Annotated in this window: 22 protein-coding genes; 12 read left to right on the top strand and 10 right to left on the bottom strand. The window is 48.5% G+C overall.

Features of this window, described 5'->3' with window-relative positions:
• Positions 1-184 precede the first annotated feature (184 nt).
• The gene (locus tag ACR9Y8_RS09230; protein WP_481212965.1) at positions 185-976 is read left to right on the top strand and encodes an SAM hydrolase/SAM-dependent halogenase family protein; all 792 of its coding nucleotides are present in this window, start codon (positions 185-187) and stop codon (positions 974-976) included.
• Positions 977-980: 4 nt separating this feature from the next.
• On the opposite strand, the gene ACR9Y8_RS09225 is transcribed toward ACR9Y8_RS09230, so the two are convergent.
• Entirely contained in the window at positions 981-1,376 is a 396-nt protein-coding gene (locus tag ACR9Y8_RS09225; protein WP_481212964.1) for a nuclear transport factor 2 family protein, read from the bottom strand.
• Positions 1,377-1,516: 140 nt separating this feature from the next.
• On the opposite strand from ACR9Y8_RS09225, the gene ACR9Y8_RS09220 reads away from it, so the two are divergent.
• Positions 1,517-1,960 (top strand): hypothetical protein, encoded by a 444-nt coding sequence (locus ACR9Y8_RS09220; protein ID WP_481212963.1) that lies wholly within the window; start codon positions 1,517-1,519, stop codon positions 1,958-1,960.
• Between the two features lie 12 nt (positions 1,961-1,972).
• On the opposite strand, the gene ACR9Y8_RS09215 is transcribed toward ACR9Y8_RS09220, so the two are convergent.
• Positions 1,973-2,746, bottom strand: coding sequence for an NUDIX hydrolase (locus tag ACR9Y8_RS09215; protein WP_481212962.1), 774 nt, complete (start codon positions 2,744-2,746; stop codon positions 1,973-1,975).
• A 251-nt stretch (positions 2,747-2,997) separates the two neighbouring features.
• Here ACR9Y8_RS09215 and ACR9Y8_RS09210 point away from each other — a divergent pair, with 251 nt between their 5' ends.
• Positions 2,998-3,699, top strand: a complete 702-nt coding sequence (locus ACR9Y8_RS09210) for a hypothetical protein (protein WP_481212961.1) — start codon at positions 2,998-3,000, stop codon at positions 3,697-3,699.
• Between the two features lie 143 nt (positions 3,700-3,842).
• A complete protein-coding gene (locus tag ACR9Y8_RS09205) occupies positions 3,843-4,712 on the top strand; it encodes an alpha/beta fold hydrolase (protein ID WP_481212960.1) in 870 nt (289 codons plus the stop codon).
• 75 nt (positions 4,713-4,787) lie between these two features.
• Here the strand turns inward: ACR9Y8_RS09205 and ACR9Y8_RS09200 are convergent, their stop codons facing one another.
• Positions 4,788-5,213 carry a hypothetical protein gene (locus ACR9Y8_RS09200; protein WP_481212959.1) on the bottom strand — a complete coding sequence of 142 codons (426 nt, stop codon included), beginning with the start codon at positions 5,211-5,213 and terminating at the stop codon, positions 4,788-4,790.
• A gap of 152 nt (positions 5,214-5,365) precedes the next feature.
• Between ACR9Y8_RS09200 and ACR9Y8_RS09195 the strand changes: the two genes are divergently transcribed.
• Entirely contained in the window at positions 5,366-6,397 is a 1,032-nt protein-coding gene (locus tag ACR9Y8_RS09195) for a sugar phosphate isomerase/epimerase family protein (RefSeq protein ID WP_481212958.1), read from the top strand.
• A gap of 66 nt (positions 6,398-6,463) precedes the next feature.
• Here the strand turns inward: ACR9Y8_RS09195 and ACR9Y8_RS09190 are convergent, their stop codons facing one another.
• Positions 6,464-7,237, bottom strand: a complete 774-nt coding sequence (locus ACR9Y8_RS09190; protein WP_481212957.1) for a FecR family protein — start codon at positions 7,235-7,237, stop codon at positions 6,464-6,466.
• Positions 7,238-7,318: 81 nt separating this feature from the next.
• On the opposite strand from ACR9Y8_RS09190, the gene ACR9Y8_RS09185 reads away from it, so the two are divergent.
• On the top strand, positions 7,319-8,497 hold the full coding sequence (locus ACR9Y8_RS09185) for a proline dehydrogenase family protein (RefSeq protein ID WP_481212956.1): 1,179 nt from the start codon (positions 7,319-7,321) through the stop codon (positions 8,495-8,497).
• Positions 8,498-8,578: 81 nt separating this feature from the next.
• On the opposite strand, the gene ACR9Y8_RS09180 is transcribed toward ACR9Y8_RS09185, so the two are convergent.
• Positions 8,579-9,886 (bottom strand): RagB/SusD family nutrient uptake outer membrane protein, encoded by a 1,308-nt coding sequence (locus tag ACR9Y8_RS09180; RefSeq protein WP_481212955.1) that lies wholly within the window; start codon positions 9,884-9,886, stop codon positions 8,579-8,581.
• Between the two features lie 33 nt (positions 9,887-9,919).
• The gene (locus ACR9Y8_RS09175; protein ID WP_481212954.1) at positions 9,920-12,937 is read right to left on the bottom strand and encodes a SusC/RagA family TonB-linked outer membrane protein; all 3,018 of its coding nucleotides are present in this window, start codon (positions 12,935-12,937) and stop codon (positions 9,920-9,922) included.
• A 305-nt stretch (positions 12,938-13,242) separates the two neighbouring features.
• Between ACR9Y8_RS09175 and ACR9Y8_RS09170 the strand changes: the two genes are divergently transcribed.
• A complete protein-coding gene (locus ACR9Y8_RS09170) occupies positions 13,243-14,037 on the top strand; it encodes a thymidylate synthase (protein WP_481212953.1) in 795 nt (264 codons plus the stop codon).
• Between the two features lie 16 nt (positions 14,038-14,053).
• Positions 14,054-14,548: a dihydrofolate reductase gene (locus tag ACR9Y8_RS09165; RefSeq protein ID WP_481212952.1), complete on the top strand. Its 495-nt coding sequence runs from the start codon at positions 14,054-14,056 to the stop codon at positions 14,546-14,548.
• A 7-nt stretch (positions 14,549-14,555) separates the two neighbouring features.
• Here ACR9Y8_RS09165 and dnaG read toward each other — a convergent pair whose 3' ends face one another.
• Entirely contained in the window at positions 14,556-16,538 is a 1,983-nt protein-coding gene (gene dnaG, locus ACR9Y8_RS09160) for a DNA primase (RefSeq protein WP_481212951.1), read from the bottom strand.
• A gap of 144 nt (positions 16,539-16,682) precedes the next feature.
• Between dnaG and ACR9Y8_RS09155 the strand changes: the two genes are divergently transcribed.
• Positions 16,683-17,489 (top strand): PKD domain-containing protein, encoded by an 807-nt coding sequence (locus ACR9Y8_RS09155; RefSeq protein WP_481212950.1) that lies wholly within the window; start codon positions 16,683-16,685, stop codon positions 17,487-17,489.
• 119 nt (positions 17,490-17,608) lie between these two features.
• The gene (locus ACR9Y8_RS09150; protein ID WP_481212949.1) at positions 17,609-18,784 is read left to right on the top strand and encodes an acetyl-CoA C-acyltransferase; all 1,176 of its coding nucleotides are present in this window, start codon (positions 17,609-17,611) and stop codon (positions 18,782-18,784) included.
• Positions 18,785-18,839: 55 nt separating this feature from the next.
• Here the strand turns inward: ACR9Y8_RS09150 and ACR9Y8_RS09145 are convergent, their stop codons facing one another.
• Positions 18,840-19,466, bottom strand: a complete 627-nt coding sequence (locus ACR9Y8_RS09145; RefSeq protein ID WP_481212948.1) for a hypothetical protein — start codon at positions 19,464-19,466, stop codon at positions 18,840-18,842.
• A gap of 255 nt (positions 19,467-19,721) precedes the next feature.
• Between ACR9Y8_RS09145 and ACR9Y8_RS09140 the strand changes: the two genes are divergently transcribed.
• Complete coding sequence (locus ACR9Y8_RS09140) at positions 19,722-20,705, top strand: pyruvate dehydrogenase complex E1 component subunit beta (RefSeq protein WP_481212947.1); 984 nt, start codon at positions 19,722-19,724, stop codon at positions 20,703-20,705.
• A gap of 122 nt (positions 20,706-20,827) precedes the next feature.
• Here ACR9Y8_RS09140 and cysM read toward each other — a convergent pair whose 3' ends face one another.
• Positions 20,828-21,709 (bottom strand): cysteine synthase CysM, encoded by an 882-nt coding sequence (gene cysM / locus ACR9Y8_RS09135; RefSeq protein WP_481212946.1) that lies wholly within the window; start codon positions 21,707-21,709, stop codon positions 20,828-20,830.
• A gap of 21 nt (positions 21,710-21,730) precedes the next feature.
• Positions 21,731-22,540, bottom strand: coding sequence for a serine O-acetyltransferase (locus ACR9Y8_RS09130; protein WP_481212945.1), 810 nt, complete (start codon positions 22,538-22,540; stop codon positions 21,731-21,733).
• Between the two features lie 244 nt (positions 22,541-22,784).
• Between ACR9Y8_RS09130 and ACR9Y8_RS09125 the strand changes: the two genes are divergently transcribed.
• Positions 22,785-23,969, top strand: coding sequence for a sigma-54-dependent transcriptional regulator (locus ACR9Y8_RS09125; RefSeq protein ID WP_481212944.1), 1,185 nt, complete (start codon positions 22,785-22,787; stop codon positions 23,967-23,969).

Here is a 23,969-nt window from a genome sequence, read left to right as displayed (position 1 = left end):
AGTCATAATTCCCGGTAAAGTGCATGCTGCCGCTAAATATTTAGTAAGTTTGGTCCGCTCAAATACAAATGTTTATGCCAGTTAACTTTCAAAAGCCCGTATATCTGTTGCTGTTGGTAATGCACAGAACAAGCTCCTTGTTTTTCAATCGGATTTTGGTTTAAAGGATGGTGCTGTTTCTGCCATGAAAGGAGTGGCCAACAGCGTGTCTGCGGAGCTGAAGCTATATGATGTAACGCACGAAATACCCGCCTATAATATCTGGGAGGGAGCTTACCGCCTGGAACAAACGGTACCTTACTGGCCTGCAGGCACTGTGTTTGTGTCTGTAGTAGATCCCGGGGTGGGTACAGCGCGTAAGTCGGTAGTACTGAAAACAAAAGCCGGCCATTATATCGTAACGCCGGATAATGGTACACTGACCCTGATTGCCCAGTCAGAAGGTATCGAAGCGCTGCGGGAGATTGATGAGGCGGTGAACCGACGTAAAGATTCCCGGCAGTCTTATACTTTCCATGGGCGGGACGTATATGCCTATACAGGCGCCCGCCTGGCTGCAGGCGTGATCACCTTTGAAGAGGTAGGCCCGGCATTGCCGGATACTGTTGTAAGCCTTCCGCATCAGCTGGCCGTACTGGAGAATGGCGCACTGAAAGGCACTATTGCCATCCTGGATGTACAGTATGGTAATCTGTGGACCAATATACCAAGCGACCTTTTCAATCGTCTGGAAGCGAAAACAGGGGACATGCTGCAGGTTAGTTTGTATCATAAAGGAAAACAGGTGTACCAGGGCGCCATGCCTTATGCCCACACCTTTGGAGATGTGCCGGAAGGCAGGCCCCTGGCTTACCTGAACAGCCTGATGCAACTATCTTTTGCACTGAATATGGGTAACTTTGCCGCTAAATACCATATCGGGAGCGGAAGCGATTGGAGTGTGGTGGTCAAGCGGGCCGCTGTTATCGGGAAATAACAGGCTATTTCCCCCAGAAGTTGTTTTCCTGTTCAATATCTGTTGCATATATCCTGGCTGCTGTTATTTGTCCGCCTTCAACCGTGTATACGTCTATATTGTCGGTATCCAGCACTGCCCCGGGACGGGTAGCTTTGAAACGGAGGGCGCAGGCTGCGCTGTTGCCATTAACGGCAAGGATCTTTACATCCGTCAGCGCGAAGGAGTTTTGTGACACCTCAAACATGCCACCTACCATCTGGAATACTTCGGCGCTGGATTGTTTGATACCGGAGAAGCGGTTGCTGCCTGGCTGGTCCCATTGAACGGAGGGATGCAGGAGAGCGCCTAATTTTTCAGTGTCCATGTGTTGTACAGCATTTACGAATGCGCTTACTACCTGTAATGTCTGATTTTCCATATTATTGGGTTTTTATTTGTTTGATGGTACAAAGCTAGCTTCTGCAGGTGGCTGAAGGCTTACCATCCTGCGCCAATGGATTATCATTTTACGACAGTAAAACCGCTGCGAATGCGGTTCCTTTTTATATTTTTGTAGACATGGAGCAAGAGACACTTACCCAAACCACACAGACAGCTGCTGCCGGCGGTTCCGGCGACCTATACAGCATTCCGCTCAGTTACCGGAGGATGGAGAACCTGCATATTGTTTTCTGGTTGCTGAAAGACATCAGCTGGTGTATGATCTGGCGTCCCTTGGGCATCACCATGATCTTCCCGACCCTGATCATATCTATTGTTATCGCATGGCGTACCCGGCAATTTATGTCAGAGCTATGCCATAACCTGGCCATTACCGTATGGATCACGGCCAACTCCTACTGGATGATCAGCGAGTTCCTGCACTTTGACAGCCGGATCGTTACAGGCAGCATTACCTATAAGCACCTGGCGGTGATCCCCTTTATCATGGGAGTGTTGATACTGGCCTTCTACTACCTGTATTATAAGCCTACCCATAAAGATGAAATAGAAACAATGTAAGCGGGGAAGGGATTACCATACTTTTTGCAGGCCTTCTTCCAAGGCCTGTTGATAACGGTCCAGGTCAAAGGTGTAAAGCTGGGGAGAAGTGTGGGCGGCTCCTGTACGTACTTCTCCTGTCTTTTTTAGAATACCGTAAGACAGCACTTTGCGCATAAAATTCCTGCGGTCAAGTTTTTTCCCAAGAATGGTTTCATATAATTTCTGCAGTTCCCGCATGGTGAATTTTTTTGGCAGCAGGTTGTAGCCGATGGGTTGATAGCGCAGCTCCTGCCGGAGGGTTTCCAGGGCTTTATCCAATATCTGGTTGTGATCATGGCGCAGCAATGATACCTGCTGCAGGTCTTTCCATTCACAGGCGTCAGACAGCGGATCGGGGCGCGGAACGGCATTGGCAAAGTTTACCAGCGCATAATAGCCAACGGTGACGAACCTTTGCAGCAGCCAGTGATCCTTGTCATATGGAATACCATGTTGTTCCAGGAACCCGCGGTTAAATTCGCTGTCTGAACGGCGGGTATCCCCAAAGAGATGGAATTGTTTCAGAAAGATTTGTTCCAGCCCGGTACGCGCCTGTAAGATACGCGCGGCGGCGTCTTCCACGTTTTCTTCCTTCAGGACAAAACCTCCCGGTAAGGCCCATTTATCTGAATGCTTCATTTTAAGCAATAACACTTTCAGCTCGTTTTTATGAAAGCCGAAGATCACGCAGTCGATAGAAAGCCCGGGGTGATATAATTTTTCACCCTCTTTCAGTATGTCCTGGTAGGAGAGATTGCTGTCCATTTAGGATCGAAGTAAGAAAAAAATGTTGAATTGGCCAATAAGGGGAATGTGCTGTGTGTAAGGTTGAAGTGTTGAAGATTATCAGCCAATGGTTGAACAAAAGTACCCATTTTGTATACATTTTACGCTGTCTGACGATTTGATTTTCAGTGTGATATAAACGAAATTATTTACTTTAAAAGGAGTCAGTTTTTTTGTTTTTTGCTAAAATAGTTGCTAGTTTAGCAACATCATCAAATTTTGTTAACCAAATGAAGCAACAAGCATTGGAAGTATTTGAGATTTTTGAAAAAGTACATGGAGCAGTATCAGCAAAAACTATTGTGGAGTATTTAGAAAACACAGACAGCATGGCTATTCAAAGGGAAATAAGCGCAAGGATCGCACAGTTGGCTACGAAGGACGATGTTACCCTCGTGAAAAATGAGGTTACCCTATTGAAGAGCGATGTTGTCCTGTTGAAGAAAGATGTTTCCGCATTGAAGGATGATGTAGCTCTTGTAAAAACCGATGTTACCTTCGTGAAGAAAGATTTAACAGCTACCCGGGAGGAGCTGCTGAAACAAATCGCTGCTGCCAAGGTAGAGCTTAGATCGGAGATGGCCGGTCTGAAGGCAGCGCTCAAAACGGAAATGGCTGATCTCAAAACTGACGTCAAAACGGAAATGGCTGATCTTAAAACTGAGCTCAAAGCGGAAATGGCTGATCTCAAAACCGATCTCAAAACAGAAATGGGAGACCTTAAAACCGAATTAAGATCAGAAATGGGTGATCTGAAAGTTGAAGTTAGAACCGAAATAGGTAACCTTAGAACTGAATTCAAGACAGAGTTAAAAACAGAAATATCCTGTCTTAGAGCTGATTTGACCAAATCTTTTTGCGTAATGAGCATGGCTCAATTGTTGGCCATTGTTGTCTCCCTACTAGCCATCATAAAATTCATGTTAAGGTAACCACGCCTTGCAAACTTCTCTCTATCTCTTCTGTTATCCCTTCCAGTATTAGTGATGACGAATTAAGTTTTTCCCCTCCCCACAATTAAATTTTTTAGTTAAGACCGAATGGTCTAATTTAGCCTTCTTAACCGTCTTATTCTATGCAGCACCAGGTATTACCATTCTCCCTGAGAATATCTGCATTTGTACTGTCCAGGCTTGGCAAGCCATTTCCGGGTTTAACCGCCCGCATGTTCTTTAACATGTATAGCACACCACCAAAAAGAAAGCTGCGGGATACCCATGTGGCCCTCAGGAAAACCGCCCAGGTGGAAAAAGTTGACTTCAGCCGCTATCCTTTTGACGATCGTCCGCTTTCCCTGGTTCTTTACAGCTGGGGTACATCCGATAAAAAGATATTGCTCCTGCACGGCTGGGGTGGAAGCCCTTTTGATTTCAAGCACATGATCGCTGCGCTGGTAACAGCTGGTTATGAGGTTATAACATTTGATGCACCCGCCCATGGCGCATCCCAGGGAAAGCGCACCAACCTTATGCAATGGATGCATATACTGGAACAATTACTACAGCGTACCGGCCCTGTGCACGCGGTGATAGGTCATTCCCTGGGCGGGCTAAGCGCTGCTCTCACCCTGGTGCATAAACCGGTAAGTGTACCTCGCCTGGTGATGATCAGCGCCGCCGTGAGCGCACCCGTATTCTTCAATGAAACCTTCCAGCTATTCAGTATACCGCAGCAGGTAATGCCCGAACTGCAGCGGCTTATTATGCAAAGATTAAAGGGAGACCTGCAGGAGCTGGACCTTTTCCGACACATCAACCAGGTAAAGGCTGATAAGATACTGGTTGCCTATGATGAGAACGATCACCTGGTAAAGCAGGAACAGGTCAGTGAATTTGTACGGCAATATCCTGCTATCCAGTCCCTCAGGATCAAGGGTGAGGGACACTTCCGCATCATGAAAAATGAAACAGTGATCAACAGCGTATTAGCGTTCCTTGAAAAATAAAAATGATAAATGTAAATGCCCGCGCATTCCGCTTGCTTTACATTTATCATGTACCATTAACGCCGGTAGCGGCGCTTACCTGGCGAAATTAGAGATGACGCTCATCACAAATGGAGTGGTATAATGCCCTTCTGTTTTCAGGTAATATTTATCCAGCTGAAGAACCGGTAAAGTGTCCAGCTCAAAAATGAAATCACCATCCACTGAAGTCACTATCTTTTTATTCTCCTCTATCAGCTTGTAAAAAAGTGTGTCAGCCAGATTATTTTTCACGCGGTATATTTTTCCCGCAGGCTGATCAAAGTTCCAGGTATTGGTTCCTGCGGGGTAAAAAACCGTGTCTTTCGTTGTCCTTCCGGATTGTGTAATGGTTCTGTATTCGCTCACCTTGTTCCATGTTCCGCTAATGGCTACGTCGGCGGGTTGTTGTTCTTCATCTTTCTTACAGGAGGCAAACAGGGCTATACCAGCCAACAACATAAGTGTTCGGGTCTTTTTCATAGGTATTGGTATTAGTTGAACCGCTGCAAGATACTAAATATTATTAAATTAGATAATGTTATGGCGGCGCGCAATGTTGCGACGATTCATAAGCCGTAGGAATTTGTATCTTATATTTTGTATTTTGTTCTCTTCACCAGAAAACCACGTATATGACTACAGCAAAAAATCGCCGTGACTTCCTGAGGCAACTAAGCGTGTATACTATGGGTATGGGTCTCTTGCCCTCTGTACTGGCCTCCTGTGGAGGTGCAGGCACTTCAAAGGAAGCAGGCGCCGATTCCACCGCTGCCGACACTACAGCCGGCAAACAAACCGCTCAATCGCTTTTCTTCAAGATCTCACTGGCAGAATGGTCTTTCCACCAGGCCCTGTTTGCAGGTAAAATGAACCATCTCGATTTCCCTGCTAAAGCCAGTGAATTTGGAATTAATGCAGTGGAATATGTGAACCAGTTCTTCAAAGACAAGGCAAAGGACAAAACCTACCTGGCCGACCTGAAGAAGCGCTGCGATGATAACGGTGTGCACAGTGTGCTGATTATGTGTGACGGAGAAGGTGAAATGGGCGACCAGGATACAAAGAAACGTTTACAGGCTGTAGAGAACCATTACAAATGGATAGAAGCTGCTGAATATTTAGGATGCCACGCTATCCGCGTAAACGCTGCAGGAGAAGGTAAACCCGAAGATGTGGCTAAAGCAGTAGCGGAATCACTGAGCAAATTGTCTGAATTCGGTAAAGCACATAATATTAACGTGATAGTGGAGAACCACGGTGGCGTTTCCTCCAACGGCAAATGGCTTGCCAACGTAATGAAAACAGTAAACATGCCTAACTGCGGTACACTGCCTGATTTTGGGAACTTCTGCCTTAACCGTACCAAACCGGAAAGCAACACCCCCGAAGGTTGGGCAAAAACAAAATGTCTGGAAGAATACGATCGCTATGAAGGCGTATCCGAATTAATGCCTTTTGCAAAAGGTGTGAGCGCTAAAACCTACGACTTTGACGCTAATGGCAACTGCGTGGAAACAGATTATGCAAAGATGCTGAAGATCGTAAAAGATGCCGGCTATACAGGGCATATAGGCATTGAATATGAAGGCAGCAAGCTGTCTGAAGAAGAAGGTATCCGCAAAACAAAAGAATTGTTGTTAAAAGCGGGCGCCGCACTTGGTTAATGTGCTACTGTGCTGATATGCTGCTGTTGATGTTGCGTCGTCTCATTAGCATATCAGCACAATTTATTAATTAAAATTCAACTGCACTTCATTCCCCTTGATCTTATAGGTATACCCCGCTGGTCCACGCAGGGTCTCCAGTACCTGCTGTAAAGAACGTTTGTTAAAGCTGTCTGTAACCGGCGGAACAGCTGACGTGTTGCCGTTAATGGTAATAGTAACAGCGTACCAGTCTTCCAGTTCCCTTACTACCGTCATGAAAGGCGTGTTCTGAAAACGCAGATCTTCCTGCAACCAGGCTTCCAGGATGGCAGGATCATAGGTTTCCTTTTCCATCAGGTCTATCTCTTTATTGGCTAACACCATGTTGCCTCTTTCCAGGATCTCAGGTTGATTGTCAGAAGTGGAGTGATAGGTTTTGGCCACCCTCACTTTTCCATTCAGCAGGTAGGCAGTAGCACCGGGTTGCGCAGCAAAACACCTTACTTTAAAGGCGGTACCCAGTGCGGTAACGGTCAGGATCTCTGTTTTTACTACCAGCGGCTGGCTGGCAGAAGGGGCCGCATTAAAGAAGGCCTCACCGTCCAGTACCAGTTCGCGTCCCCCCTGTGGGAAGTTTTGTGGCACCAGCAGCCTCGACCCCGCATTCAGTATAACGGTACTGCTGTCGGCCAGCTGCAGCTGTTTGCGCTGACCTACCTGTCCTTCATAGGTGGTATAAACCAGGCTGCTGTTCAGCAGGGCCTTTATGGCATCGGCGCGGGGTTGTTTGCAGCCGCTGTGTATGGCTGCTGTTAGCAGCAGGACCGTTAATTTGTAGCAAGTATATTTTACTGACACTTAAGGTGATATTTTTACAGACAGCGTTAAAAATAAACAGTTTTTTGTTAAAATAATGGCAGCCCCTTAACTTTGCCGCCCATGGAAAAGCAGCTACCTTTATCATTTGATAATACCGCCATTGCATTTGAGCACCGGACAGACAAAGCGCTCAGGAAAGCCGATTTTCTGTTCAGTAACATCGGAAGGCCATGGCTGGTTAAGCTGGGAGCAACGCTTACGCCATTGGCCTTTAAATTAGGCCTGCCCATCAAAGGGATCATCAAGAACACCATTTTTGAACAATTCTGCGGAGGTGAGAACCTGGAAGAAGCCGCACAAACCGCCCGCCATCTGGGCAAATTTCATGTAGGAGTGGCCTTAGACTACGGGGTAGAAGCTATGGAAGGAGAAGAGAACTATGACCGCGCCGTACCTGAATTCATCCGCGCCATTGAATATGCAGCAGCCAATCCCAATATTCCGTTTATTGCTATTAAAGTGACCGGCTTTGCCCGCTTCGAGCTGCTGGAAAAGCTGCACCGTAAAGATGCACTTAGCCAGGAGGAACAACAGGAATTTGAACGGGTACGTACCCGTATCCGTACCATATCAGCCACCGCTGCCAAACACAGGATCGGATTGCTCATAGATGCGGAAGAATCCTGGATCCAACAACCGGTAGACGATCTGGCCGATGAGATGATGGAACTGTTCAACAAAGGACAGGTGATCGTTTATAACACCTTCCAGTTGTACCGTCACGACCGCCTCGGGTTCCTGTATGCCTCCTTTAAAAAGGCGCAGCAAAAAGGCTACTGGCTGGGCGCTAAACTGGTGCGCGGGGCCTATATGGAAAAGGAACGTAAACGGGCAGAGGAGGTGGGGTATGCATCTCCGATACAACCCGATAAAGGAGCTGCCGACCGTGACTATAACGAGGCGGTAAGATTCTGTATGGATCATCTTGACCAGCTGGCTGTATTTGTTGGCACCCATAACGAGCAAAGCTGTATGCTGGCTGCCAGCCTGCTCCACGAAAAAGGATTACCGCATAACCACCCTCATGTCAGCTTCTCTCAGCTGCTGGGCATGAGCGACAATATTACTTTCAACCTGGCGCATGCCGGGTACAATGTTTCCAAATACCTGCCTTATGGCCCGGTGAAAGATGTAATGCCTTACCTTATCCGCAGGGCCCAGGAGAATACCTCCATCGCCGGACAAATGGGCCGCGAGCTTAGCCTGATCAGAAAGGAACTGAAGCGCAGAGCGGTTTAGAAAAAGAAAAAGGATATAAAAAAAGAGCGCGTAGTTCAACCGCGCTCTTTTTTTATTTTTTACTTTTCCTTTTTTATTTTCTTACTGGTTTTCATTCTGCGGTAACGGGAACTTATCCCATACATCATCCCCTGCTCTGTCCAGCGGTAAGGTATTTAACATGTTATAGCGGCGTACATCAATCCAGCGATGCCCTTCATAGAAGAGTGAGTAACGCCGCTGCCGCAGCATTTCATTGATCAACGCCGCTTGTGTTACCGCTCCTGCATATGGAGCGATACCATGCCCGGTACGGATCCTGTTCAACGCTACAATTGCATCCGGGAAAGCATTCTGCTGTATTTTGACTTCAGCATATATCAGGATCAGCTCTTCATTGCGGATGATCGGAATAGGAGCGGTATTGCTCGTATACACCCATACGTCGCGGTTGCTGGAAAGCCCGCTCTGGCTGGCTGCACTGGTACGAAGGGTGGCTTTGCCTATCCGGTCATCGCCGGGAGTGATATCTGCGGCATAGGAGGGATGCGCCACCCTTACCTCGCCGTTTTGGTTCTGCGCAATAAAGGCAGGGTTCAGCTGGTCATTGGCGCCGGTGCCGAATACATGATATACACCCGTAGTAAAGCTGCCGTTCAGGTCAAAGAAAGACTCATTCAGAGCTGTCAGCGCTGCGGCCCATTGTTGCCTGTATACGGCCACCCTGGCGGCCAGTGCGCGGTTGAACTTTATAAGCCCGGCAGCATCGCTGAACCCTGCAAAACCTTCGGACAGCGGGAAGGCCACAGATGCACCGGTCAGATCGGCTTTGCCTGCATCCAGCAGCTGCGCAATAGCTTCCAGCGCAGGTGCTTTCGGAACAAAAGGCCCTGGTTTATAGACATCCTTTACGTCAATACGTATACCATTAGCGTCTGTCATATTCAGGTTCAGCAACAGCTGATAGGCCTGGATCGTCTTGGCAAATCCCAGGTATCCCTTACGTTCCGCTTCAGTAACGGCAGTTGAGTTGGTAGCGCCTTCCAGCAATATATTGGTTTGGCGTACCACGCGGTAGCGGGAGGCCCAGGGATTGGTAAGATAAAAAGTATTGTTATCCAGCGTGGATGAGCCACCGCCCAGCAGCTCACTTGTAAAACGGGGCTCTGAGCCGGAAAAGCGATAGATATCACGCCCTATAACGCCGATGGCATCATAGTAAGTGCCCAATGTAAAACGCATACCTGATTCGGTTCCGGTTACCAGGTTATTCAATTCTCCCTTGGTAGGGTTAATAGTAATAACGTCTGTTTGCGGAGTGTTCAGGTTGGGGATCTCGCCTTTCTGGCAGGCCGCAGCCACCAGTAGTAGGCCCGATAGTGCAGTATATTTTGCTATTAGTAGTTTCATATGATAATGAGTTTAAGAGTAAGGTAAACCGGATCAGAAATCAACGCCAACATGGAAGCTCATACGTTTGGAAGCAGGGAACGGCGTTACTTCCACGCCGCTGGAGATACCATTGCTGCCGCGGCTGGTGGTAGTACTGATGGTATTGCTGCCAAAGTTGGATACTTCCGGATCATAACTGATGTAGTCTGTCCAGGTAAACCAGTTGTTTGCCGAAACCCCTACCCGTAAGCCTCTTATGTATTTGTTCTGGGGCAGCGGAATATTATAGTAAAGGCCTATCTCACGGATCCTTACATAAGATGCATCCTGTACAAAAATCGCGGCGCTGCCTGCATTGGCGCGTTGCGGGCCATTCTTAACCCCATTACCATCGCTGTCCTCATCCCAGTCTGGGCTGGTGCCGCCAAGGTCTGTCAGCAATTGTGTAAGGTTGATATTATCACCACCTTTTTTCCAGTGTATCAGGAAACGCAGGCTAAGATTGTTAAACACGGTCACCTCGTTGAAAAAGTTCATCTGGAACGTGGGTTCCGAATTACCCAGTGTTACAAACAGGTTTTGGCCCGCATGCTGGGGATCAGGTATACTACCTTTTATCTGTGTAGCCGGTTGGCCTTCTTCTATATAGAAAGTGCCGAGCGAGTTACCGAATGCGCCCAGTGCAAATGGCGGTATGGTCAGTTTCGTAACTTTTGAGCGGTTCCTCCACCAGTTAATGTTGGAGCTCCACCGTACGTTCTTGGTATTAACAGGCAGCAGGCTAAGACCTAATTCAATGCCCTGGTTACGCAGGTCGCCTCCGTTCACCCATTCTGCAGTAAAACCGGTAGAGCCGGGAGGAAGCCTGCGCAGCAGCAGATCAAATATCTTTTTATTGTAGTAAGTAGCTTCCAGGTTCACGCGGCCGTTCAGCATACTGATGTCCAGGCCAACCTCCAGTTCGGTTTGTTTCTCCGGTTTAATGATGGTGTTGCCCAGCTGGTTGTCTACCAGTGAACCTGGCAGTCCGCCGGTGTTAGAGCCTACCAGGGCAGTGAATTTACTGCCATAGGGCGGTACGTTGCCCGACTGGCCATAGGCGGCGCGCAGCTTAAAGCTCTCGATCGCGTCAAATGTCCAGAAATCCATCTTGGCCAGGTTCCATGCAAGGGAGCCCTTGGGATAAACGTAATATTTCTTGAAATCACCGTTATTGGTAGAGCGGTCAAATCGTACGCCGCCGGAAGCGGTGATCGCGTCCAGAAGGGTTATTTCTTCCTGGGCAAATATGCCGTTATCACGGTATTTCAGGCGGAATTGTCTCGGGTTGGAAGCGCCTGCCTGGTCTACGCTGGTTTGTGTGCCCACCAGCTGCGTGGCCAGTACGATGATATTATCAAGGTTACCAGTTTCCAGCGTAGCGCCTACGGTAGTGGTAAAGCTAACTTTGGATGAAGGAGTAAAATTATTGATCAGGTAACCATTCAGGTTACTGTTGATATTATTGGTATTACCCTGTATGGAAGCGCCTTTTAAGGTGTTCTCCATGAATTGCAAGGAGCTTGGGAATACCACATTTGTTCTGAGGTTGTAAAAGTCAACACCGCCGTTCGCTACCAGGCGGGTGCTGCTTTTATCACTCTGCAGCAGGCGCCAGTCAAATTTTACACCGGTGGTAAAACGGTTGGTCTGTTCATTGTTGAACATTTTGGCCCTTGTTTCCAGCGGGTTGGATGCCGCAAAGCGGTTCCGCGGAAAGTTGCCGTTCTGGTCTGGATGCAGCTCCGTAAAGCCGGGAGTGGAAGACAATGCTACACCGTAAGTAACACCGTTATTATCATTATTCGATATGCCACGGTCTGCACTGGAATTAACATAATTGGTAGTAAGGCCTATGCTCATACGATCGTTGATCTTATGATCGAGGTTTAAACGCAAAGAGCTGTTCAGGTAACCGGTGCCTTTGATGATACCATCTTCACTGCGCCGGTTGGCGGCGAAGAAAAAAGTGGTTTTTTCAGAACCGCCGCTCACGCTCAGGTTTGTACTTAAGAGCAGACCGGTGCGGCCGTACATTTCTTTTTCGTAGTCATAGATCTTACCGGCTGCCTGTGCATCCAGGAATTCCTGGCGGTTTGCGTTACGTGCAGCTATCACATCAGGGTCAGTAGAGGTAGAAGAGCCGGCCAGGTCTGCTGCTGTTTCCGGGGTGAAGACACGTTGGCCCAGCAGCTTGCGTACTTTGATAAAACCTGTTTCCTGGTTAACGCTGATATTTGTCCTGCCGGTTTTACCTCTTTTAGTAGTAATAACCACCACGCCCGCAGCAGCTTTGGAACCGTACAATGCGGCGGCAGATGCGCCCTTCAATATTTCGATGCTCTCAATGTCCTGCGGGTTCAGGTCTGCTATACGACTGGAAGGGTTATCCTGGTTTTGCGGGTTACCTGCTGTAGCCGCACCGGTTACGTCGTTTAGTCCTGCCGGTATACTGGCGCTGTTCACAAAGATCCCATCTACCACATACAAGGGTTGAGAGTTGCTGAACACGGAGGTGATACCCCTTACTTTTACAGAGATCCCTCCACCAGGCGCACCTGAGTTGGCAGATACATAAGCGCCGGGTATCTTACCGCTCAGCGCCGCATCAAATGTTTGAGCGGGGGCTGTTCCCGAAAGTTCGCGGGATGATATGCTGGCAACGGCATTGGCCAGGTTGCTGCGTTTTACAGAGGTGGCCAGGCCTGTTACCACTACTTCATCGAGGCGGGCAAAATCCTCTTCCATGGTAACGTTCACTACATTTCCTGTTACGGCTGCACTTTTGGTTTTATAGCCGGTAAATGAAAATATAAGTTGGTTGTTTCCTTCGGGAACTGACAGCGTATACCTGCCATCAGCATCCGTGATGGCGCCCCTGTTCGTGTTAGGCACACGAACGGTAACGCCAGGGATGGCTTTGCCAAACACCGCATCCGTTACCCTCCCTGAAACGTTTTGTTGTGCATACAGCGAATACGTGCAGCATAAACATAGCAGCACAAAAAGCGTAGATTTAGATAGAAGCATAGAACTAGGTTTTTTGGGTGATTGAAAGTGTGTTTAGTTCATGAGGTTGTTGATATTAACATGGAATAATAACATGGATATGACTAAAGAATATGATTAATATTTGGGTGAGAAAAAGGCTGCCTATACACACGGAACTTATCTTGCGAACTGGCTCCCACTTACTTAAGCGACGGTTTTGGTTGTTGATGGCAGATTACGAAAATTCTGCGTTATAACCACATTTTTTGTTTGAAGAATTTATATTATATTTTTCGCTCATTATTGCCTCCTCCTTAACAACATTTTTTCGTTACTTTGCCCCCATGGAACAGTACCTTCATTTACTTCAACATATATTGGACCATGGCGCTGCGAAAACAGACCGTACCGGTACCGGAACCATCAGCTGCTTCGGCTATCAGATGCGTTTTAATCTCCAGGATGGCTTCCCGCTGGTGACCACCAAAAAGCTCCACCTTAAATCCATCATTTATGAACTGTTATGGTTCCTGAATGGAGATACGAATGTTCGTTATCTGAATGAGCACGGTGTAAGTATATGGGACGAGTGGGCCGATAAAAACGGCGACCTGGGACCTGTTTACGGTAAGCAATGGCGCAGCTGGGAAGGAAGGGATGGAAAAGTGATAGACCAGATCAGCGATGTGGTAAAGCAGATTAAAACCAATCCAGACTCACGCCGTATTATCGTAAATGCCTGGAACGTGGCAGACCTGCCTGAGATGGCGCTTAGCCCTTGTCATTGCCTGTTCCAGTTCTATGTGGCCGATGGCCGTCTCAGTTGTCAGCTGTACCAGCGTAGTGCAGACGTCTTCCTGGGCGTGCCTTTCAATATCGCATCCTATGCATTATTGACCATGATGATGGCGCAGGTGTGCGGGCTTCAACCGGGTGATTTTGTACACAGCTTTGGCAACGTGCACTTATATAATAATCATATAGAACAGGCTAAACTGCAACTGAGCAGAACACCTTATCCTTTGCCGGTAATGAAGATCAACCCGGATGTAAAGGATATCTTTTCCTTCAGATACGAAGATTTTGAATTGCTCAATTACCAGTTCCATCCGCACATCAAAGCGCCGGTGGCTATATAATCTAATCTGTGATTGAATGATTGTTTCCGTTATTGTTGCTGCATCAGAGAACAACGTAATAGGCCGTGATAACCAGCTGCCCTGGCACTTACCGGTTGACCTGAAATATTTCAGGCAAACTACCATGGGCAAGCCCATTATTATGGGCCGCAAAACATTTGAATCAGTAGGCAAGCCTTTGCCTGGCAGGCCCAATATTGTTATTACGCGTCAAAAGGACTATTCCCGGGAAGGATTGATTGTTACAGCTTCCATACAGGAAGCGCTGGAAGCTGCTAAGGCTTTTAATACAGATGAGGTATTCATCACCGGCGGTTCCGAGATCATTGCACAATCTTTACCTTCACTGGTGCAGCGTGTGTATCTTACAAGAGTGCACGCAGCCGTGGAAGGAGATGCATTCTTCCCCGTGCTTGCAAAGGAGCAGTGGAAACTGGTAAGCAGCAAGCCGCATCCTGCAGATGAAAAGCATGCTTATGCATTAACGTTTGAAATCTGGGAAAGAGTGTAATGGCTTTTTAACGGAAGATCACCGTCCCGATGTTTTGTGTTAACTCCCGTTCCAGCTGTTTCAGGTGGTTATGTACTTGAATGAATTTTAGCTGGTCTTCTATCGGGGCCGACTGATCCCATTCCTGCTGGTTTTCCAGCACCAGCTTTTTTACTTTGCGTAGTATCAGGTAGTTGGTAGTGCTGATGGTATCCTTCAGATAGGCATTGTCTCCGCAGATGGTATTGATTTCAAAACGCTGTTTCCAGTTCACGCTCAGGTCCGCTTCCTTATCTTCCAGCACTAATGCGGTATACTTGGAGATCTCAGTATCTGCATGGTACAGGAACCATTTTCTATCAGGAATATTGCCTTCATCATATAAGCCTTTGTATTCCCGTAAGATCTTCTTAATGACCATGCTGTCTGCCAGCGATTCAAAATCGTATGGCAGGTGGAAAATATAGTCGGCTACCGTGCTCTTATCCTCTTCACTGAAGGTCATATCGCCGAAGCGCAGCAGGATTTTCACCAGTTCCTTTTCCTGTTTTTCATCCGTATTGAACACCACTTCCACACCGGCTTCCTGTGCTTCCATGGCGGCAATGGCCTCATCGCTCAGCTGCTCGTCATCAGGAGGTGCATTCTTTGCCAGCTGCTGTTCCCGTTTCTGCAGGCGTTCACGGATGTATTTGTTCACCAGGGTGATCAGGCCCTGTTCATCGATTTTCAGGAGCTGGCTGCACTGGCGTATATAATCCTGTTGCCGGGTAAAATCCTCTACCTTATCTATCTTGGAAATGGTCTCTGCGATCTCGTTCACCAGCTGGCTCTTACGGCTGCTGTCAGTGCCCATATCCTGCATGGCTACCTGCAGCTTGAACAGCACAAAGTCCTGCCTGTTGGCTTCTACAAACTGTCGGAAAGCAGGCGCGCCGATCTTCTGTACATAGCTGTCCGGGTCTTCTTTGTCCGGTATCAGCACCACTTTTACATTCAGCCCTTCTTCCACGGCCATGTCAAGGCCGCGCAGGGCTGCTTTAACACCGGCGCTGTCGCCATCGTACAGGATGGTGAGGTTGTTGGTGTATTTTTTTATAAGCCGCAGCTGATCTACGGTAAGCGATGTACCGCTGGATGCTACCACATTCTCAATACCGGCCTGGTGCAGGGAAATAACATCCGTATAACCTTCCACCAGCAGGCATTCGTTCAAACGGTCAATAGAGTGCCGCGCAAAGTAGGTACCATATAATACCTTGCTTTTTACATAGATCTCATTCTCGGGAGAGTTAATATACTTAGGCGCCCGGTCATTCTTTACCAGTATGCGCGCACCAAAGCCCAGCACTTTGCCCGACTGGTTATGGATGGGGAATATCACCCTTCCCCGGTAATTATCTACCGGTTGTTCATTACGGATGGTGACCAGCCCCGTTTTCTGGAGATATTCAAGGTTGTATCCTTTTTCCTGCGCCGTTCTTACAAAAGCGTCCCGCTCGTTGGTACAGTAGCCTAGCTGGAATTTCTGAACGGTCTCGCGGGTAAAGCCCCGCTCTTCAAAATAACTGAGGCCTACATTCTGCCCCTCCTCCGTTTCCAGCAGGGTTTTGCTGAAGTATTCCCGTGCAAAGCCGTTAATAATATATAGGCTGTCTGCCAGCAGTTGCTGCTGCTTTACCTCCGGGCTAACCTCGGTTTCCTCAATTTCTACGTTGTATTTCTGTGCCAGCCACCGTAAAGCCTCTACGTAAGAGTACTTTTCGTGCTCCATCAAAAAGCTGATAGAGTTGCCGCTGGCCCCGCAACCAAAGCATTTATAGATCTCCTTGCTGGGCGATACGGTGAAAGAAGGAGTCTTTTCGTTATGGAAAGGGCACAGCCCTAAATAGCTGGTGCCTCTTTTTTTCAGCTTCACAAATGAGCCTACGATCTCCACAATGTCTATGCGGCTCAGTATCTGTTGTATGGTATGCTGCGCGATCACGGTAGTAGAAAATGCAAACTGCAAACATAGGTAATTTACAGATTTTGCCGTTAAATATCCGCTGGCAACCGCTTATAAAGGGTTATATATTGATTTTTAATCAATTTTAATGCTATTACATATTAATTTTTATATATTTACATCAAATTTCACCCTATACCTTTAAGCATGAAAAGATTTTTAATACTGTTCGCATGCACGTTCCTGGCCTTTTCCGGCATAAAGGCACAGAGTTTCGACGTGAAGATCGTAGCTACCGATACTATCGGTTGCGCTCCCAAGAAAATCTCATTTGATGTAAAGACCACATCTGAGTTATCAGTGATAGACTGGTTCTGGGAGTTTGGAGACGGCGGCACTGCTTCAGGCCCTCAACCTACCCACACATTTAACACACCTGGCCACTACGTGGTTAGGCTTACCATGGTACTGCCCTCAGGTGCTACTTCCATGAAAATATTCAGCTATAAGGAGGTGGATATTCTACCGATTCTGGACCTTGGCGTTCAGCACCCGCTCTGCCGGAACTACTGCGCCATTATTAATAATACAGCAATGGCCGAGGGGCACCACGATCCGGGATGGTATCTGTGGTCTACCGGTGACACCACCAGTACCCTGCGCGCCTGCCAACCAGGTACTTACTCTGTTACTTATAACGTATGCGGGCAAACGCTCCGCGATACTACCGTGGTAATTGGGCGGGTAACAGAAACCCTGGCCCAGATCTCCTATACCTGGCTGTGCAGCCGGATGGTAGACCTGGAAGTGATGCCGGCTTATGAGAACGTGCCTTACCGCATGTGGCTCAACTGGGGCGATGGTACTTCCCAGAACCTGACAGGCAAAAAGCGGGAACCGCTTGCCTTTGACCATGAATACGGCGCCTCCGGCGATTATACGATAGAAGTGCACATGGAGTATCAGAACAGCTGCTCTGATATCGTTACGCGGAAGCTAACGGTTCGTCAGTAAACGATCTTACCTCTTTGAGAAAGGTGAAAAGCGGATCCCGCTTTTCACCTTTTTTATGTCAGCTGCCCCTTCGCCTTTTTCACCTATATTTGAATGATCAAGCCAAACAATCTTATTCTATGACGAAAGAAGTATTTATCGTTTCGACAGTCCGTACGCCCATCGGCGCTTTCAACGGAGCATTGGCCGCTCTGCAGGCCACGCAGCTTGGCGCGCTGGTGATAAAGGGAGCCCTGGAAAGGGCAGGAGTGGCTGCCAGCGAGGTGAATGAAGTATATATGGGTAATGTGATCAGCGCCAATCTTGGTCAGGCGCCCGCCAACCAGGCCAGTATCTATGCTGGTATCCCCACCAACGTACCTTGTACCACTGTTAATAAAGTATGTGCTTCCGGTATGAAAGCCATTATGTTAGGGGCGCAAAGCATCCTGCTGGGCGATAATGACATCGTAGTGGCAGGCGGTATGGAAAGCATGAGCAACATTCCTTATTACCTGGACAAAGCCCGCGGCGGTTACCGTATGGGCAACGGTACACTGATAGACGGGATCCTGAGAGACGGCCTCTGGGATCCTTATAAGGACTTCCACATGGGTAACGCGGCAGAGATCTGCGCAGCTGAATATAAGCTCTCCCGGGAAGACCAGGACGCCTACGCCGTTAGCAGCTACAAGCGCGCTGCCGAAGCTTTTGAGAAAGGATATTTTAAAGAGGAGATCCTCCCTGTTGAAGTGCCGGGCAAACAGGTGGTAACCGTTACAGAAGACGAAGATTACAAGAAAGTGAATTTTGAAAAGATCCCTTCCCTGAAGCCTTCTTTCCAGAAAGATGGCACCGTTACTGCCGCCAATGCATCCAATATTAATGATGGCGCTGCGGCAACACTGCTGGTAAGCGGAGAAAAGCTGAAGGAACTGGGATTAAAGCCGCTGGCCCGCATCGTAAGCTTTGCAGACGCCTCCCAGGCGCCTGAATGGTTCACCACCACACCGGTAAAGGCCATTAATAAAGCCCTGGCCAAAGCACAGCTGAAAATATCCGACATGGATTATACAGAGATCAATGAAGCATTCTCCTGTGTAGCCCTTGCCAATCAAAGAGACCTGGGCCTGTCGCCAGACCGCCTGAATGTATGGGGAGGAGCCGTGGCCCTGGGCCACCCGATCGGCTGCAGCGGCGCCCGTATCACGGTAACCTTGAACTCGATACTTCACCGTAACAATGGCCGCTATGGTGTAGCCGGCATCTGTAACGGAGGAGGCGGCGCCAGCGCTATAATATTAGAAAAGTTATAAGTCGACAGTTGTCAGTTGTCAGTCTCGTTCATCACTGACAACTGTCAACTGACAACTAGTCCGTCAGCACTATCGTCGTATCAAAACGCATCTTATCCGCCCCCCTCAGCTGGATGTCAACACTGTTCTCACTCTTCTTCGCCATCTCCAGTGATCTCAGTTCATATTCCTGCTTGATCACATTCGGCGTTATCTTCTCAAACAACCAGTATTTATCACTTATCAGGCTGTAGGTAGGATAGCGTGACAGGATCCCCTGCTCTTTTGTCTGGATAGCATAATCATTATCAATCGGGTAGCGGGTAAAATCACCGTCATACAAAAGGGTCACGCTCGCCATAATAGTAAGTATCCGCAAGGGCGGCAGCAGGAGCCCGAATAGTAATACAAAGGGAAACCCGAAGAAACACAGCAGGTATAGCCATTTTCCCGTAACATCTTTGGGCGTCAGCCCGTAAAGTATCACGCCCGACCCGGCGTACAGGGAAAAGAACACCCTTTCGGTATAGGCGCCCTTAAAACCATAGCCATTGGTCAACAGCAACAGGCATATAACACAGAAAAGCAGCAGCGCAAGGTGGATATACCACAGCAACCGCACGGCATCCGGCGCTTTAACCTTTTTGATCTTGCAGGACACCGCTGTCAGGAAACTGATAGACAGGATAGTAACAGTGATCATAGGATAGGGATTATTGAGTTGTCAGTTGTCAGTTATCAGTGATTAAGCGGTATATCGCCAGCACCAGTTAACTGACAACTGACAACTGATAACTGACAACTTTAATACCCCAATATATTAATTATTTTTCATATTTTACTAACATTTAAATCCGGAACCCTTTCTAAATCCTTTGCTTTTTCATCAACAAACAATAATTTTGCCCCTGCCTTTAAAGGAAAGGTATTAATCATTACAAATCATTATACCAATAGCATGCGTCAGATAGCTTTCAGACAAGCCTTAAGAGAAGCCCTGCAGGAAGAGATGCGCCGTGATCAGCGTGTATTCCTGATGGGAGAGGAAGTAGCCGAATACAATGGTGCCTATAAAGTGAGCCAGGGAATGTTGGATGAGTTTGGGCCCAAAAGGGTAATAGACACCCCTATTGCAGAGTTAGGCTTTGCTGCCATCGGCGTTGGCGCTGCACAGAACGGCCTGCGCCCGGTAGTGGAGTTCATGACCTGGAACTTTGCTGTACTGGCCCTGGACCAGATACTGAATACCGCTTCTAAAATGCTGGCAATGAGCGGCGGACAGGTAGGTTGCCCTATCGTTTTCCGCGGCCCTAACGGTTCTGCCGGTCAGCTGGGTGCGCAGCACTCTACCGCTTTCGAGAGTTATTATGCCAATATACCTGGCTTAAAAGTAGTATCCGTTTCCAACCCTTATGATGCCAAAGGCCTGCTGAAGGCAGCCATCCGCGACGAAGATCCGGTGGTGTTCATGGAAAGTGAGGTGATGTACGGCGATATGGGCGAGGTTCCCGAAGAGGAATACATCATCCCCATCGGTAAGGCAGACGTGAAACGCGCCGGTAAAGACGTAACCATCGTTTCCTTCAATAAGATGATGAAAGTAGCCCTCGGCGCTGCTGAAGAACTGGCCAAGGAAGGTATTGAGGCTGAGGTGATAGACCTCCGCACCATCCGCCCGCTGGACTGGTTCACCATCCTGGAATCTGTTAAGAAAACAAACCGCCTGGTAATCGTGGAAGAACAATGGCCGTTCTCCAGCATTTCTTCTGAGATTACCTACCGTATCCAGAAAGAAGGTTTCGATTACCTGGATGCGCCTATCCGTCGTATCACTGCGGCAGACGCGCCCATGCACTACGCGCCCAACCTGGTGAAACTGTACATGCCTGATGTAGAGCGTACCGTGAAACTGGTGAAGGAAGTAATGTATATGAAGAAATAAGCTGCAAGCTACAAGATAAAAAAAGCTGATTGTCGTTCGGACAATCAGCTTTTTTATTATGTTTTTACTTTCAATCTCTTCGCTCTCTTGCAGCTTGTAGCTTGCGGCTTGCAGCTTTTTTCTCAACCAAACAGGTCACTTGACAGATAGCGGTCTCCCCGGTCACAAATAATGCACACCAGTACGCCCTGTTCCAGCTCTTTCGACAACCGCACTGCTGCAGAAACGGCGCCGCCACTGCTCATTCCGCAGAACACCGCTTCTTCCCTGGCCAGCCTCCGTGTCATTTCGCGCGCGTCACTTTCTGCTATATCCATGATGCGGTCTACCCGCTCTCTTTCAAATATTTTAGGCAGATAAGCCTCGGGCCATTTCCGGATCCCCGGTATGCGGGAGCCTTCTGTTGGCTGGCAACCAACGATCTGTACCTGCGGGTTCTGTTCTTTCAGGTACCGGGACACGCCCATAATGGTGCCGGTAGTGCCCATAGCGCTTACAAAATGGGTGATGCCGCCTTGCGTGTCCTGCCATATCTCAGGGCCGGTAGTGCGGTAGTGCATGCCGTAATTATCCGGGTTGGCAAACTGGTTCAGCATATGGTACCCGCCCTTGGCCACCTGTGCATGGGCATAGTCAATCGCCGCTTCCATAGATCCTTCTTTGGGCGTCAATACCACTTTGGCGCCGTAAGCCTCCATGGTCAGCACCCGTTCCCGCGTAGCGTCTTCGGGCATGACCAGTTCTATTTCAACACCAAAGAGATTGGCGATCATCGCCAGGGCGATACCAGTATTGCCGCTGGTAGCCTCTATCAGCTTCATGCCGGGTTTCAGCTCGCCACGTTCCAGGGCTCCCCTGATCATCCCGTACGCGGCCCTGTCTTTTACGCTGCCGCCGGGATTCGTGCCTTCCAGTTTTCCGTATATGGTCACTTTCGGGTTAGCAGTCAGTTTTTTCAATTCTACTAGCGGTGTATTACCTACCTGGTCGAGTATCGAATGCATCTTTTGTTGTGCTGTTTATTTTTAAACTACTTCTACAATGTTCATACTGCCATCTGCCTTGTAATAGATCCGGGAGAAGGGCGCAACACTCTTGATCAGCCACACATTACCGCCTATTACGCTATGATGGCCGATAGTGGTTTCTCCACCCAGTATGGTGGCCCCCGCATAGATCACTACATGTTCTTCTATCGTAGGATGGCGTTTGCTCTTGGCCATGCTCTTGTCGATACTAAGCGCGCCCAGGGTTACGCCCTGGTACAACTTCACGTGAGCGCCGATCACAGACGTTTCCCCGATAACAATGCCGGTGCCGTGGTCAATGCAGAAATAAGGCCCGATCTCCGCCGCCGGATGTATATCCACCCCGGTACGGGCGTGAGCCAGTTCCGTGATCATGCGGGGTAACAGCGGGATATGCAGCAAATGCAGGGCATGCGCCACCCGGTAATAGGCAATGGCATAAAAACCGGGATAGGCCCTGATCACCTCATAGAGGCAGGTAGCGGCGGGGTCACCTTGGTAGATGGCAGTGGCGTCTTTGGTAAGATCTTCATAAATGGCAGGTACCTGGGCCATGAAACGGCCTGCCAGTTGTGCTGCCGTATCGGGCAGCTGGGATTGCATGACGTGCAGCAATTGTTGCAGCTGATCCTGCAATACCTGGGCATATTGCTCCAGCTCCGTTTCATTCATCACCTTGCCCGTATGTTCCGGGAATAACCAATTGACAAGATTGTTGGCAAATTCGCTTACCGCCGAAGTAGACGGGAACGTATTAGCCGCTGCCCATTGATGCCTCCGCTTTAGCTCCTCTATTAGTTTGTTCATAGCGGCGTAAAATTACAGGTCTAAACACTTACTATATTGAAAGTACGCATAAAACCTGTAAAATTCTCTTTCCATTTGTTATTTTTCAAACTGCGCATTGTTTGCAGTGATTTTCTATAAAAAAATGCCTGTTTGCTGAATAATTAACAAATTCCTCATCAATCACAGTCTGCATCCGCCCATCAGTACATTAGCATATTAGCCCATCAATTCATTATCTTTGCTCCCTACACAAAACACCAATATGGCTCATATCCTGATTATTGACGACGAAAAAAGTATCCGGAAAACGCTCACAGAGATCCTTACTTATGAAGGTTATAAGATCAGCGAGGCGGCAGACGGTGCAGAAGGCTTCAAGATGTTCCAGGAAAAACAGTATGATGCGGTGTTATGCGATATTAAAATGCCTAAGATGGATGGCCTGGAATTCCTCGAAAAGGCAAAGGAAACCAATCCCGACATTCCCATTGTAATGGTATCCGGTCACGGTAATATCGACACCGCAGTAGACGCTGTGAAGAAAGGCGCTTTTGACTATATCTCAAAACCGCCGGATCTCAACCGCTTGCTGATCACCCTGCGCAACGCCATGGATAAGACCAACCTGGTGGCAGAAACCAAAACACTTCGCCGCAAGGTGAACAGAACACAGGAAATGATCGGAGCATCCGCTCCCATTCTCAAAATAAAAGAGACCATCGAAAAAGTAGCTCCCACAGATGCCCGCGTGCTGGTAACCGGCGAGAACGGGGTAGGGAAGGAGCTGGTAGCCCGCTGGATCCATGAACGCAGCAGCCGTGCTGCCGGCGCCCTGGTAGAGGTGAACTGCGCCGCTATCCCGAGTGAGCTGATTGAAAGTGAGCTCTTCGGCCATGAAAAAGGCTCTTTTACTTCAGCCGTTAAACAACGTATCGGCAAATTTGAACAGGCCAACGGCGGTACGCTCTTCCTCGATGAAATAGGAGACATGAGCCTCAGCGCCCAGGCAAAAGTGCTGCGCGCCCTCCAGGAGGGAAAGATCACCCGCGTAGGCGGCGATAAGGAGATCAGTGTGGATGTACGCGTGATAGCAGCTACCAATAAAGACCTGCTGAAGGAAGTGGACGAAAAGAACTTCCGCCTCGACCTCTATCACCGCCTGAGCGTTATTCTGATACACGTGCCTTCCCTGAACGATCGCCGGGAAGATGTGCCGCTGCTGGTAGATCATTTCCTGGGAAATATCTGCCAGGAATACGGCATCGCCAAAAAGGTAATCGATCCCGCAGCCATGAAAGAGCTGCAGCAACATAACTGGTCCGGCAATATCCGGGAACTCCGCAACGTGGTGGAAAGGCTGGTCATCCTGTCCGGTAAGACCATCACGGCAGACAATGTGGAAGACTACGTACTGCCCGGCCGCGAAAGAAAGAAGGCTAATATATAG

Source organism: Chitinophaga sp. SVR4-12A (assembly GCF_056754765.1).
This window is presented reverse-complemented; position numbering and strand designations above follow the sequence as displayed.